The organism is Streptomyces sp. NPDC001270 (assembly GCF_042896695.1).
GTDB lineage: Bacteria > Actinomycetota > Actinomycetes > Streptomycetales > Streptomycetaceae > Streptomyces.
In genome coordinates this window covers 118146-131092 of sequence record NZ_JBIAXM010000013.1, presented here as the reverse complement: position 1 = coordinate 131092, position 12947 = coordinate 118146, and the positions used below count along the sequence as shown (strand labels likewise).

The window sequence follows — 12947 nt, the reverse complement described above, 5'->3', positions numbered from 1 at the left end:
AAGCTCACTCCCCCGCAGACCCGGCCGACGACACCGGCACCGCATCCGCGAAACCGCCGTCCACCATCAGACTCGCCACCGTCGACAACTCCGGCGGACTGCCCGCGAGCCGCGACAGGAAGGCATCGAAATCCTCACCGCACGGCAGCAGCAACCGCGCCACCCGCTCCGCCGGCGGCCACGCCGGATCCACGTCCCGCGCATCGTCGTACACGCAGAACCACACCGAACCGACCCGCTCACCCCTGACCTTCACCGCCAACAGCCCGCCCTGGACGAAAGCCACCCCCAGATAGTCCTTGGTCAGATGATCACGCAGACACTTGTTGACATACACCAGGTCATTGACCGCCGCCTCGTCCCGCACCGTGAAGAACGGCTGGTCCAACAACAGCCCCAACTCGGCGTCCAACGCCGTACCCACCGGCGCACAACCGCCCGCCGCCTTCAGAAAAGAGCGGTACCCACCCGGCAGCCGATACCCCAGCTCCTCCTCGACCCCCTGCACCTGCTGCTCCGTCACCGCCACACCCGACTTCGGCAGCCCGAAATGCGCCGGACGCGTCTCCTGCAACGGCCGCGTGCCCCGCTTGCCCTGGTCGACACGGGCCGTCGCCACCCCACCGTGATGCCGCAACAACGCCTTCACCTCGACCGGAACCAGCTCAAGACGCCGCGAACCCACCACGTGATGCCAGGTCCAGCCGTGCGGAGTGGCCACCTCCGGGATGGTGTCCCACAGTTCGTGCCCCGACGCCGACAACGCCGCGTTCGCCGACACATAGTCAGTCAGCCGCAACTCATCGACCCCGAAGCCCTCCGGCGGATCGGCGATCTCCGCCGCCGCACGCGCATAAGGAGAGAAATCGGGAAAGCCACGCTCATCGACCCGCACCCCTCTCGGATGCCGCGACGCCCGCACCGGATCCGGAAAGTGCACGACCTGCCCGGCATAAGCCGCGTTCGGCGGCGCGACCCCTCCCCCAGCCTGGCGGCCGGGTGGCGCCCCCAGACCGGGCCGACCTGTCGTCATGGCGCTTGCCCCCTGCGGCACTCTGTACGAGCCACGACCACACCACGCACGGCGCGCCACGACCCGTATCCGACTGTCTCTCCAACGTCACCGACGCGTTGACCGCACCCATCGCGGTGCCGACAGCCTATGCGGTACACCGGCACCGGTCACCGGGCCTCCACTTCCGTGACCAAAGGTCACCGCACCGTGACAGCCTGCCCAAAACCGGGCGTGTCGCACCGCCCCAGCTTCCGCACCCGCCACGGCATTTGGCACTCTGTGTCCTTCGGGGGATGCCCGGGGAGGTAAAGACGATCATGAACGCGACGCAGACGGGACCACATGCGAACGCCCGCGCCGAAGCACGGGCCGGCACCGGCGACGGGCCGTCGGGCGACCCCCGCATCGGCTGGAGCCACACCGAAACACCCCACGTCCCCACCCTGCTCCACCGCCGCGACGGCATCCTGCCGACCGTCGCCGCCGCCCTCTCCGTACGCGGCGACACCCTCACCGGCACCGCCGCCCGCGGCGACCACAGCCCCTCCCTGCACCCCCTCGTCCAGGACTTCCTCGACACCCTCACCAGCGACCAACGCGACCGCTTCACCGGACGCTGCGCCGAGACCATCCTCATCTCACGCCACATCACCACCGCCGACGCCGCCCGCAGCAAACGCGCCGCCCGCAAACCCATGACCAACGGCGAAGCCCGCAAAGCCCTCAAACACGCCAAACTCACCGCCCGCCGCATACGCGAGGACGGCGACCCCCTGCACGGCGCCTTCGCCACACCCTGCCGCGCCTGCACCGCCCTCAGCGACCACTTCGGCGTCCGCATCATCGACCCCGCCGCGACAGCCCGCTGACCCCACCCCCGACCACCACCCGCACCACCCGCACCACACCAAGATCCCGACCGACAAAGGGCAGATGCACACCGACCGCACCACCTCCACCCGCTTCGCCGTACCCGTCGACGCCGCCCTGCGCGCCGCCGGCTGGCAACCCGGACGCTGGGCCATACACCAGGCCGAGATCTGGGCCGACGCCCTGCGCGCCCACGCCTCACCCGCCGGACACCGCCACGCCGTCTTCCCCGCCGCGGTCGAAGCCTGGGCCGAATTCGGCAGCCTCCACATCACCCCCACCGGCCCCGGCCGCCAGGTCGCCCCCGCCACCCTCCACCTCGACCCCCTGCACGGCCTGCACCACGCCCGCACCCTCGGCGACCTCGGCCGCGCCCTCGACACCGAGGTCTGCCCCCTCGGCGCGGAACCCGACACCGGCGCACTCCTCGCCATCGACATCGAAGGCCGCGTCTACGCCCTCGACCACACCGGCGACTGGTACCTCGGCCCCGACATCGACCGCGGCCTCACCACCCTCATCGCCGGCACCCAGCCCACCCGCCTGACCACAGGCTCACCCACCACGGGCTGACCCACCACGACCCACCACGACCCACCACGGACCGAACGACCACGGGCTGACCCGACACGACCCGACCCACCACGAGCTGCCCCCACCACAAGCCGAACCCCACGACCAGCCACCCTGCCACCCGACCACCCGACCACCCGACCACCCCCACGAACGATCCACGCACCAACACCCGGCCGACCACCACCAACACCGGACACCAACGCCAACCGCAAGGGCACGCCCGCTCACACCGCCGGAATAACCGCCGACACCCGAAAACCCCCCGCATCCGTCGGCCCCGACACAAAAACACCGCCCAGCGCCACAACCCGCTCCCGCATCCCGAGCAGACCATTGCCACCGGACGGCAACCCCGCCACCGAAGCCGACGACAACTCGGGCGGCGGCTCGTTCTCCACCTGCATCGCGATCTCCGACCTACGATGCGCCAACCGCACATACGTCTTGGCACCCGCCGCATGCTTGTGGACGTTCGTCAACGCCTCCTGCACCACGCGATACGCCGTCCGCTCGACCTCCTGCGCATACGACCGCTCCTCACCCTCCACCGACAGATCCACCACCATCCCCGCGGCAGCCGACTGCCCGATCAACTCGTCCAACTCCGACAGACACGGCCCCTCCCCCACCCCGTCCTCCACCGCCGCCCGCGACGCCGCCGCAGCAGCCGCCACCCCCACAGCCGCCAACGGCACCGGAGCCGGACCCCGCACCGCACCGTCCCCCGAACGCAGCACCCCCAACATCTCCCGCAACTCCGTCAACGCCTGCCGCCCCATGTCCCCGACCAACGCCGCGTTCCGCACCGCCTTCTCCGGATCCTTCCGCGCCACCGCCTGCAACGCCGCCGCATGCACCACCATCAGACTCACCCGGTGCGCCACCACGTCATGCATGTCACGCGCGATCCGCGTCCGCTCCTCACCCCGCGCCCACTCCGCCCGCTCCTCGGCCCGCTCCGCGAGCAGTTGAAGCTCCCGCTCCAGACTGTCCGCACGCTCCCGCAGACTCTCCATCAGCCGGCGCCGCGCACCCACGTACAACCCGAGCAGCACCGGAGGAGCCGTCAGCCCCAGCGACGTGGTGATGGACGCGAACGGCTCGAACCAGTCACCGAGCGTCAGATCCCCACGCGCCATGTCCTGCCGCACCCGCACGAACGTGACGATCGCCGTCCCGACCAGCGACATCCCGGCCAACGCCACGATGATCCGGCGCGGCAGCTCGGCGGCGGCCAGGGTGTACAGGCCGACGACGCCCATCAGGAAACCCATCTGGGCCGGAGTGATCGCGATCGCCACGAGAACGACGGCGATGGGCCACTTCCGGCGCAACAGCAGCACGGAACCGGCCAACACCCCGAACAGGACCCCGACCGGCACCGGGATCCCCGCGTCCCGGGCGAACGGCAGACCCTCCGCCCCGCACTCCGCGGCCGACACCACCGCAAGGCTCACGTCGAGCGCCGCACTGCGCCACCTCGCCCACCACCACGGCCCGGCATGGGCCGCGGTGTGGTATTCCCCCGTCGTGGTCATGCGTCCAGCCTACGGGCGCCGGGTGCCGCTTTTCCGGTGAGTTTCGTCTATGCGCACCCACCACACTCCGTAAGCGGACGACTGCGAAATCCACAGATATCCCTCGAACTGCTGAACCATTCCCATCTCCCCCCGGAACGGATCATTCCGGCCGGACGGTATGTCCATGGAACAGATGAGCGGCAAATACGCCGACTTCGAGGGACTACGAGAGCGGGCGGTCGCGCTGCGGCGGACGGGGCTCAGCCGACGGCAGATCCGAGACCGGCTGCACCTCGACAACAACGACATCCTCAACCGGCTCCTGGAAGGCGAGCCGCCGCCGGATTGGACGAAACGACCGAACGCGAAGGACGACCTGCGGGACCGGGCCCGGGAACTGCGCCTTCAGGGCTGGACGTACGACCGGATCCAGGTGGAGCTGGGGTGCTCGAAGAGTTCGATCTCCCTGTGGGTCCGGGATCTGCCGAAGCCGGAACGGAGGCGGAGCACAGAAGAGGCAGCCGCCGTCGCCCGCAAGGGCTGGGAGGAGAGGCTCCGCCGCCGCGACGAGGAGCGCCGACGGACGAAGGCGGTCGCCGAGCAAGCGATCGGTGACCTGTCCGACCGCGAGGTGTTCCTGGGGGGCGTGATCCTCTACTGGGCAGAGGGCGCCAAGGACAAGTCGTACAACCGTCGCGAGAGACTGCAATTCATCAACAGTGACCCGAATGTCATCCGGCTGTTCCTGCGCTGGCTCGAAGTGCTCGGCGTGGAGCGCGAACGTCTGCGCTTCCGGGTGAGCATCCACGAGTCGGCCGACGTGATCGGCGCCGAAGAGTTTTGGGCCGGACTGGTAGGCGTGGCGTCGTCCGCCTTCCAGCGGACCACCCTCAAGAAGCACAACCCGAAGACGAGCCGGAAGAACACGTCGGAGGCGTACCACGGCTGTCTGACCATCTACGTACTCAGAAGCGCCGACTTGTATCGTCGCGCCGAGGGCGCCTGGTACGGCATAGTAGGAGGCGCCACTCGACAGACCGACTAAATGTCCGGTTTGGCTGAGAATGTTCCCCCGTGGTGTAATTGGCAGCACTGTGGCTTTTGGTGCCATCTGTCCGGGTTCGAGTCCTGGCGGGGGAGCCACGCAAGGTTCGGGCCCTGACCCCCCAGTCAGGGCCCGCTCTCATGTCCCCAACAAATCGCCCCGGTATCCTGCGGATGTCCCCAACCCGTCAAAGCCGAAGGGCAACTCCGTGAGCGCCAATCGCCCGGCCGCCGTCGTCGTTCTCGCAGCGGGTGAGGGCACCCGTATGAAGTCGGCCACACCCAAGGTCCTGCACGAGATCTGTGGTCGTTCCCTGGTCGGCCATGTGCTGGCCGCCGCACGTGAGTTGGCCCCCCAGGAGCTGGTCGTCGTGGTGGGGCACGCGCGGGAGCAGGTCGCCGCGCATCTCGCCGAGCTGGATCCGCAGGCGCGGACGGCCGTGCAGGACCGGCAGAACGGTACGGGGCACGCCGTGCGGATGGCCGTGGAGGAGCTGGGGGGTGGTGTCGACGGGACGGTGATCGTGGTCTGCGGGGACACTCCGCTGCTCACGGGTGAGACGTTGCAGCGGCTCGCGGCGGCGCATCACGGCGAGGGCAATGCCGTGACGGTGCTGACGGCGGAGGTGCCGGATGCGACCGGGTACGGGCGGATCGTGCGTGACGGTGTCTCCGGTGCGGTCACGGAGATCGTGGAGCACAAGGACGCCGATGAGGCGCAGCGTGCCATCCGGGAGATCAATTCGGGTGTGTTCGCGTTCGACGGGCAGTTGCTCGCGCAGGCGCTGGGGAAGTTGCGTCGGGACAACAGTCAGGGTGAGGAGTATCTGACGGATGTTCTCGGGATCCTGCGGGAGGCGGGGCATCGGGTGGGTGCTTGTGTGGCGGGTGATCATCGGGAGATCGCCGGTATCAACAATCGTGTGCAGTTGGCGCAGGCGCGTCGGATTCTGAATGACCGGTTGTTGGAGCGGGCGATGCTGGCGGGTGTGACGGTGGTGGATCCGGCGACGACGTGGGTCGATGTGACGGTGTCTTTCGAGCAGGATGTGGTGGTTCATCCTGGTACGGAGTTGTGTGGTTCGACGGTGTTGGCTGAGGGTGCGGTGGTCGGTCCTCGTGCGCGGTTGACGGACACGGTGGTGGGTGCGGGTGCGCGGGTGGATGCGACGGTGGCGGATGGGGCGGAGATCGGGGCGGGGGCGAGTGTGGGTCCGTTTGCGTATCTGCGTCCGGGTACGCGGCTTGGTGTGAGGGGGAAGGTGGGTACGTTCGTGGAGACGAAGAATGCCCGGATCGGGGAGGGTACGAAGGTGCCGCATCTGTCGTATGTCGGTGATGCGACGATTGGTGAGTTCACGAACATCGGTGCGGCGAGTGTGTTCGTGAACTATGACGGGCAGGACAAGCATCACACTTCGGTGGGGTCGCATTGTCGTACTGGGGCGGACAACATGTTTGTGGCGCCTGTCACGGTGGGGGATGGTGCGTACACGGCTGCGGGGTCTGTGATCACGAAGGATGTGCCGCCTGGTTCGTTGGCTGTGGCCCGTGGTCAGCAGCGGAACATCGAGGGGTGGGTGGCGCGTAAGCGTCCGGGGAGTGCTGCTGCGAAGGCGGCGGAGGCGGCGTCGGGGCAGGGGCGTAGCGAAGACTGACCGGAAACGGGTACGTGGAAGACGGCGTACCGTGATAAGTGCACATCCGCACCCACCAGCCGAGTGGACCTCTCTTGTGTTGTTCTGGGGGGTTGCTCGCAGGGCTGGCGACACCTCTGAGGAGACAGTGCTGTGACCGGGTTCAAGACGACCGGCGAGAAGAAGATGATGTTCTTCTCCGGCCGCGCCCACCCCGAGCTTGCTGAGGAGGTCGCCCATCAACTGGGGGTCGGGGTTGTCCCGACGAAGGCCTTCGATTTCGCCAATGGTGAGATTTATGTCCGGTACCAGGAGTCGGCTCGTGGTGCGGATTGTTTTCTGATTCAGAGCCATACGGCGCCGATCAATAAGTGGATCATGGAGCAGTTGATCATGATCGATGCGTTGAAGCGTGCGTCGGCGCGTTCGATCACGGTGATCGTGCCGTTCTACGGTTATGCGCGTCAGGACAAGAAGCACCGTGGGCGTGAGCCGATCTCGGCGCGGTTGATCGCGGATCTGATGAAGACGGCGGGTGCGGACCGCATCCTGACCGTGGATCTGCACACGGATCAGATCCAGGGTTTCTTCGATGGTCCGGTGGATCATCTGTTCGCGTTGCCGCTGCTGGCGGATTATGTGGGCGGGAAGGTGGACCGGGGGAAGCTGACGGTGGTTTCTCCGGATGCCGGCCGGGTCCGGGTGGCGGACCGGTGGTGTGACCGGTTGGGGGCGCCGCTGGCGATCGTGCACAAGCGTCGGGACAAGGACGTGGCGAATCAGGTGACGGTCCACGAGGTGGTGGGTGAGGTCAAGGGCCGGGTGTGTGTGCTGGTCGATGACATGATCGACACCGGTGGGACGATCTGTGCGGCTGCGGACGCGTTGTTCGCGCATGGTGCGGAGGATGTGATCGTGACGGCGACGCACGGTGTGCTGTCGGGTCCGGCGGCGGATCGGCTGAAGAACTCGCGGGTGGGTGAGTTCGTGTTCACGAACACGTTGCCGACGCCGGGTGAGCTGGGTCGGGATCTGGACAAGATCACGGTGTTGTCGATCGCTCCGACGATTGCGAGTGCGGTGCGTGAGGTGTTCGAGGATGGTTCGGTGACCAGTCTCTTCGACGAGCAGTGAGGTTTCTGCAGGGGTCCGGCTGAGCGTTTTTCCGCCGGGTGGGGCCGGGGCGTCGCCGGCTTGAAGATCCTTTTGGGTGTGGCCTTCCTCGCCGAGTAGACTGCTCGGGTTGCTCGGCGAGGGAGGCCGTGTCCCGTTTTGGGCGGGGTGCGGTGGTCCGTTATCGACGCGCTCTTCGTAGCAGGCCGTTCGTGGCCGGGTGACCTTCCCCAGGCTTCGAGTGGGCCGGGGTGCCCGCAGTCCTACTGCCTCTACGAGGAGTGATCATGTCCGAGGTGAAGCTCGCCGTTCAGACGCGTACCGAGTTCGGCAAGGGTGCCGCGCGTCGTATCCGTCGTGACAACAACGTTCCGGGTGTGCTGTACGGTCACGGCTCGCAGCCGCTGCACCTGACCCTGCCGGGTCACGAGCTGCTGCTCGCGCTGCGTACGCCGAACGTCCTGATCGCGCTGGACATCGACGGCAAGGGCAACGAGCTGGCGATCCCGAAGGCCGTGCAGCGCGACGCGGTGAAGGGCTTCCTGGAGCACGTCGACCTGCTGCTGGTCAAGCGGGGCGAGAAGGTCACGGTCGAGGTTCCGGTGCACACTGAGGGCGAGCTGGCCCCGGGTGGCAACCTGCTGGAGCACGTGCTGGTGGCGCTGCCGGTCGAGGCCGAGGCCACGCACATCCCGCAGGCCGTCACGGTGTCCGTGGCGGGTCTGGAGGCCGGTGCCTCGGTCCTGGCCAAGGACGTCGTCCTGCCGTCGGGTGTGACGCTGGCGGTGGAGGAGGACGCGGTGGTCCTCCAGGTGCTGGCCGCGCAGGCCGAGGAGGCCGCGGAGGAGGCCGCCGAGGGCGAGGAGGCGGCTGCCGAGGCGTGATCGGCGGTTCGGCGGTATAGGCTCCAGCCGCCGCTCCCTGGGGGGAGCGGCGGCTGTTGTGTGTGAAGGAGAAGGCCGTGACCACCCCTGTAGGTGCCCCCTGGCTGATCGTCGGGCTGGGCAATCCGGGACCCGGGTACGCGATGAACCGGCACAATGTCGGGTTCATGGTGGCCGATCTGCTGGCGGGGCGGATCGGGGGGAAGTTCAAGCGTGCGCAGAAGGCGCAGGCGCAGGTCGTGGAGGGCCGGATCGGTCCGGTGGGCCCGGGGAGCCGGCGGGTGATTCTGGCCAAGCCGCAGTCGTACATGAATCTGTCGGGTGGCCCGGTGAGCCAGTTGCGGGACTTCTACAAGGTGCCGGTGGCGAACGTCGTGGCGGTCCATGACGAGCTGGACATCGATTACGGGACGCTGCGGCTGAAGCTGGGCGGCGGGGACAACGGGCACAACGGGTTGAAGTCGATCACGAAGGCGATGGGGTCGGACTACCACCGGGTGCGGTTCGGGATCGGCCGGCCGCCGGGGCGGATGCCGGTGGCCGATTTCGTGCTGAAGGATTTCTCGTCGGCGGAGCGCAAGGAGCTGGACTACTTCGTGGACCGTGCGGCGGACGCGGTGGAGTGTCTGGTGGCCGAGGGGCTGGAGCGGGCGCAGAGCGCCTACAACTCGTGAGCAGCGCCTCCGGGGAGGGACGGGTGACCGGGGTCCGGGCGGTGTGGGCCTTCTCGCTGGGAGTTTGACGCGCGGCGTGGTTATGGCCAATGATCCCGGCCATGCCCGCCACCGCTGCCTCGTCCCGTCAGTCCCCGGTCGCCGCAGTGCGGTTGGGCAGGTTGGCGGCGATGGGTGCGCTCGCCGTGCTGATTCTGGTCGCGGGGGTGTGGGGTTCGTGGGGGACCGCGCAGTACACGATGCTGACGAAGGGCCGGGAGCGCGGCACGGTCAAGGTGACGAGCTGCGCCGACGACACCTGTTCGGGGCCGTTCGCGCCGGGCTCGGCGGGGGCGAGGGCACGCCCGCATGTGGTGATCACGAAGAGCGTCGCGGTGCGCAAGAACGAGACGTACGCGGTGGTGGTGAAGCCGGGTACCGACGAGGTCGTACGGTCGGGTCCGGCCGGGGTCCTGGGTGCCTGGGTGCCGTTGGGCGGTGCGCTGCTGCTGGCCGCGGTGGTGGTGGCGGGCGGGCTGCGGCTGGCCCGGATCGCGTGGATCCTCGCGGGTGCGGGGTTCGTGCTGCTCACCTCGGCGTTCCTGGCCATATAGGCGGCTTCCGCGTTCCTGGCCGTACGGGCGGCGCCTTCCTGGCCGTACGGGCGGCGCCTTCCTGGCCGTGCGAGCGGCGTCCGCGTTCCTGGCCGTATGGGCGGCTTCTCCGCGTTCCCGGCCTTGCGGGTGGCTTCGGTGTTCCTGGCCGCGTGGGCGGCTTCGGCTCGCTGACAAGGGCGGTGCCCCCGCGCCGTTCGGGCGTGGGGGCACCGTCGTGTCGGGTGGCCGGGGTCAGCCGGTGTTGCGCAGGCCCGCGGCGACGCCGTTGACCGTCAGGAGCAGGGCCCGGGAGAGCAGCGGGTCGGGCTGTGCTTCCGCGGCGGCCGCGTCCCGCTGCCGCTTGAGCAGGGTGACCTGGAGGTAGGAGATGGGGTCCAGGTAGGCGTCGCGGATGGCGAAGGTCTGCTTGAGCACCGGCTGGGCGTCGAGCAGTTCGTCCTCGCCGGTGACCCGCAGGATTTCACGGACCGTCAGTTCGTGTTCCGCGGTGATGGTGTCGAAGACGTGCTTCAGTTCGTCGGGGACGAGGGTGTCGACGTAGTGGCGGGCGATCCGCAGGTCGGTCTTGGCGAGGGTCATCTCGACGTTGGAGATGAAGTTGCGGAAGAAGTGCCACTGTTCGTGCATCTCGGCGAGGACGGTGTCGAGGCCCGCCTCGCGCAGCGCCTTGAGGCCGGAGCCGACGCCGAACCAGCCGGGGACGATCTGCCGGGACTGGGTCCAGCCGAACACCCAGGGGATGGCGCGCAGTCCGTCGAGTCCGGCCCCGGAGTCGGGGCGGCGCGAGGGCCGTGAGCCGAGGTGCAGGTCGGCGAGCTGGTCGACGGGGGTGGAGGCGAAGAAGTAGGCGGGCAGGTCGGGGTCGTCGACGAGGCGCCGGTAGGCGGTGTGGGCGGCGTCGGAGACGACGTCCATGGCGGCGTCCCAGCGGGCCAGGGCTTCCACGGACTGCCGGGGGGCCGTGTGCAGGGCGGATGCCTGGAGGGTGGCCGCGACGGTCAGTTCCAGGTTCTCCCGGGCGAGGGAGGGGACGAGGTACTTGTCGGAGATGACCTCGCCCTGTTCGGTGACCTTGATCTCGCCTTCGAGGGTGCCCCAGGGCTGGGCGAGGATGGCGTCGTGGGAGGGGCCGCCGCCGCGGCCGACGGTGCCGCCGCGGCCGTGGAAGAGGCGCAGCCGTACGCCGTAGCGGTGGGCGACGTCGCGCAGCCGGCGCTGGGCGCGGTGGATCTCCCACTGGCTGGTGGTGATGCCGCCGAACTTGGAGGAGTCGGAGTAGCCGAGCATGACCTCCTGGACGTCGCCGCGCAGGGCGACGAGCCGCCGGTAGGAGGGGTCGGAGAGCATGTCCTCCAGGATGGTGTCGGCGGCCTTCAGCTCGTCGGTGGTCTCCAGGAGCGGCACGATGCCGATCTTCGCCCAGCCGGCGTGCAGGTCGAGCAGGCCGGCCTCGCGGGCGAGGACGGCGGCGGCGAAGACGTCGTCGGCGCCCTGGCACATGGAGATGATGTACGACTCGATGACCTCGGGGCCGAAGATCTCCAGGGCGCGTTTGACGGTCCGGAAGACGCCGAGGGTCTTGGCGCCGGCGGCGTCCACGGGTGCCGGGGTGGGGGCGAGCGGCCGGCGGGAGCGGAGTTCCTTGGCGAGGAGCTTGGCGCGGTACTCGCGGGGCATGTCGGAGTAGCGCCAGGACTCCTCGCCGAGCCGGTCGAACAGCTGGCCGAGGGCGTGGTGGTGGGCGTCCGCGTGTTCGCGTACGTCCATGGTGGCGAGCTGGAGGCCGAAGGCGGCGAGGGTGCGGATGTTGCGGCCGAGGCGGCCGTCGGCGAACAGGCCGCCGCGGTGTTCCCTGAGGGAGGTCTGGATGAGGCGCAGGTCGCCGATCAGTTCGGCGGTGCCGAGGTAGTCCCGGCCCGGCTCGTGCGGGGTGCCGGTGGCGAGGCGCTGCTTGGTGTTGACGAGTTTCTGGCGGATGCAGGTGGCCTTGAGCCGGTAGGGCTCCTCGGCGTTGAGCCGCTTGTAGCGGGGGCTGATCTCCGGCAGCAGGTCGAGGTCGGTGTGCAGGGACTGGAGGAGTTCCTCGGTGGCGCCGGTGTAGCGGATCGAGTTGGAGAGGAAGCCGCGCAGTTCGTCGATCATCTCCAGGGCGTCGTTGATGCCGTGCTCGTGCTGGAGGATGAGGACGTCCCAGGTGACGTCGGGGGTGACGTTCGGGTTGCCGTCGCGGTCGCCGCCGATCCAGGTGCCGAAGGTGAGCGGGCGGCTGGCGTCGGGGATCTTGACGCCGACGCGTTCCAGTTCCGCGGTCAGGTCCTCCAGGACGTCGCCGACGGCGCCGGCGTGCAGTTCGTCGAGGTAGTAGATCGCGTTGCGGGCCTCGTCGGCGGGTTCGGGCCGTACGACGCGCAGTTCGTCGGTCTGCCAGACCAGGTCGATGTTCTCGGCCAGCCGGGTGTCGTGACGGCGGCGGTCGGACTCGATGACGGGGGTCTCCAGGAGCGTGGCGATGCGCCGGAGCTTGGTGAGGACGCTGCGGCGGGCGGCCTCGGTGGGGTGTGCCGTGAACACGGGGCGGACGTTCAGGTGCCGGGCCGTCTGCTTCAGGTGCTCGGGGTCGGCGTCCTTGAGGCGGTCGGCGGTGCGGGCGAGCAGGCCGCCCTCGGTGGCGCGCCGGGCGCGCAGTTCGCGTCCGCGGTGGACCTGCTCGGTGACGTTGGCGAGGTGGAAGTAGGTGGAGAAGGCGCGCACCAGTTTGGCGGCCGTCTCCAGTTCGGTGCCACGCAGCAGTTCGGCGGCGGCTTCGCCGTCCTCGCGGGTGAGGCGGCGGACCTTCTCGACCAGTTCGAGCAGTTCGGGACCCTCCTGCCGCACGAGGGTCTCGCCGAGGAGGTCACCCAGTCGCCTGATGTCGGCGCGCAGCTCAGTGCTGGTCGTGATGGTCTGATCGTCGGCACTGCTCACAGATGCGACTCCTTGCAGTGTTGAGGAGGTGCGTCGCGTCAGCGACTCCCCAGA

General features: G+C 68.8%; 11 protein-coding genes and 1 tRNA gene. 9 read left to right on the top strand and 3 right to left on the bottom strand.

Going from position 1 to position 12947, the window contains the following annotated elements; genetic code table 11:
- Positions 1 to 4: 4 nt before the first annotated feature.
- The gene (locus ACFY2B_RS22815; protein WP_390764912.1) at positions 5 to 1033 is read right to left on the bottom strand and encodes an SMI1/KNR4 family protein; all 1029 of its coding nucleotides are present in this window, start codon (positions 1031 to 1033) and stop codon (positions 5 to 7) included.
- Between the two features lie 299 nt (positions 1034 to 1332).
- Between ACFY2B_RS22815 and ACFY2B_RS22810 the strand changes: the two genes are divergently transcribed.
- The gene (locus ACFY2B_RS22810) at positions 1333 to 1884 is read left to right on the top strand and encodes a YwqJ-related putative deaminase (RefSeq protein WP_390764911.1); all 552 of its coding nucleotides are present in this window, start codon (positions 1333 to 1335) and stop codon (positions 1882 to 1884) included.
- 64 nt (positions 1885 to 1948) lie between these two features.
- The gene (locus tag ACFY2B_RS22805) at positions 1949 to 2458 is read left to right on the top strand and encodes an SUKH-3 domain-containing protein (protein ID WP_390764910.1); all 510 of its coding nucleotides are present in this window, start codon (positions 1949 to 1951) and stop codon (positions 2456 to 2458) included.
- Between the two features lie 227 nt (positions 2459 to 2685).
- Here the strand turns inward: ACFY2B_RS22805 and ACFY2B_RS22800 are convergent, their stop codons facing one another.
- Positions 2686 to 3999, bottom strand: coding sequence for a sensor histidine kinase (locus ACFY2B_RS22800; RefSeq protein WP_390764909.1), 1314 nt, complete (start codon positions 3997 to 3999; stop codon positions 2686 to 2688).
- A 166-nt stretch (positions 4000 to 4165) separates the two neighbouring features.
- On the opposite strand from ACFY2B_RS22800, the gene ACFY2B_RS22795 reads away from it, so the two are divergent.
- From ACFY2B_RS22795 to ACFY2B_RS22765, 7 genes are all read left to right on the top strand, one after another.
- Positions 4166 to 5026: a hypothetical protein gene (locus ACFY2B_RS22795; protein ID WP_390764908.1), complete on the top strand. Its 861-nt coding sequence runs from the start codon at positions 4166 to 4168 to the stop codon at positions 5024 to 5026.
- Between the two features lie 23 nt (positions 5027 to 5049).
- Positions 5050 to 5124 (top strand) — tRNA-Gln (locus tag ACFY2B_RS22790).
- Between the two features lie 110 nt (positions 5125 to 5234).
- On the top strand, positions 5235 to 6683 hold the full coding sequence (gene glmU / locus ACFY2B_RS22785) for a bifunctional UDP-N-acetylglucosamine diphosphorylase/glucosamine-1-phosphate N-acetyltransferase GlmU (protein WP_390764907.1): 1449 nt from the start codon (positions 5235 to 5237) through the stop codon (positions 6681 to 6683).
- A 132-nt stretch (positions 6684 to 6815) separates the two neighbouring features.
- A complete protein-coding gene (locus ACFY2B_RS22780) occupies positions 6816 to 7796 on the top strand; it encodes a ribose-phosphate diphosphokinase (protein WP_376532042.1) in 981 nt (326 codons plus the stop codon).
- Positions 7797 to 8062: 266 nt separating this feature from the next.
- Positions 8063 to 8659: a 50S ribosomal protein L25/general stress protein Ctc gene (locus ACFY2B_RS22775; RefSeq protein ID WP_390764906.1), complete on the top strand. Its 597-nt coding sequence runs from the start codon at positions 8063 to 8065 to the stop codon at positions 8657 to 8659.
- 77 nt (positions 8660 to 8736) lie between these two features.
- Entirely contained in the window at positions 8737 to 9333 is a 597-nt protein-coding gene (pth, locus tag ACFY2B_RS22770; protein ID WP_390764905.1) for an aminoacyl-tRNA hydrolase, read from the top strand.
- A gap of 89 nt (positions 9334 to 9422) precedes the next feature.
- Positions 9423 to 9926 carry a hypothetical protein gene (locus ACFY2B_RS22765; RefSeq protein WP_390764904.1) on the top strand — a complete coding sequence of 168 codons (504 nt, stop codon included), beginning with the start codon at positions 9423 to 9425 and terminating at the stop codon, positions 9924 to 9926.
- A gap of 234 nt (positions 9927 to 10160) precedes the next feature.
- On the opposite strand, the gene ppc is transcribed toward ACFY2B_RS22765, so the two are convergent.
- A complete protein-coding gene (ppc, locus tag ACFY2B_RS22760) occupies positions 10161 to 12893 on the bottom strand; it encodes a phosphoenolpyruvate carboxylase (RefSeq protein WP_390764903.1) in 2733 nt (910 codons plus the stop codon).
- Positions 12894 to 12947: the final 54 nt, after the last annotated feature.

Excerpts from the sequence above, each read along its gene's own strand:
- ACFY2B_RS22815 (WP_390764912.1), bottom strand. The coding sequence starts at position 1,033 with ATGACGACAGGTCGGCCCGGTCTGGGGGCGCCACCCGGCCGCCAGGCT.
- ACFY2B_RS22810 (WP_390764911.1), top strand. The coding sequence starts at position 1,333 with ATGAACGCGACGCAGACGGGACCACATGCGAACGCCCGCGCCGAAGCA.
- ACFY2B_RS22805 (WP_390764910.1), top strand. The coding sequence starts at position 1,949 with ATGCACACCGACCGCACCACCTCCACCCGCTTCGCCGTACCCGTCGAC.
- ACFY2B_RS22800 (WP_390764909.1), bottom strand. The coding sequence starts at position 3,999 with ATGACCACGACGGGGGAATACCACACCGCGGCCCATGCCGGGCCGTGG.
- ACFY2B_RS22795 (WP_390764908.1), top strand. The coding sequence starts at position 4,166 with ATGGAACAGATGAGCGGCAAATACGCCGACTTCGAGGGACTACGAGAG.
- ACFY2B_RS22775 (WP_390764906.1), top strand. The coding sequence starts at position 8,063 with ATGTCCGAGGTGAAGCTCGCCGTTCAGACGCGTACCGAGTTCGGCAAG.
- ACFY2B_RS22765 (WP_390764904.1), top strand. The coding sequence starts at position 9,423 with ATGATCCCGGCCATGCCCGCCACCGCTGCCTCGTCCCGTCAGTCCCCG.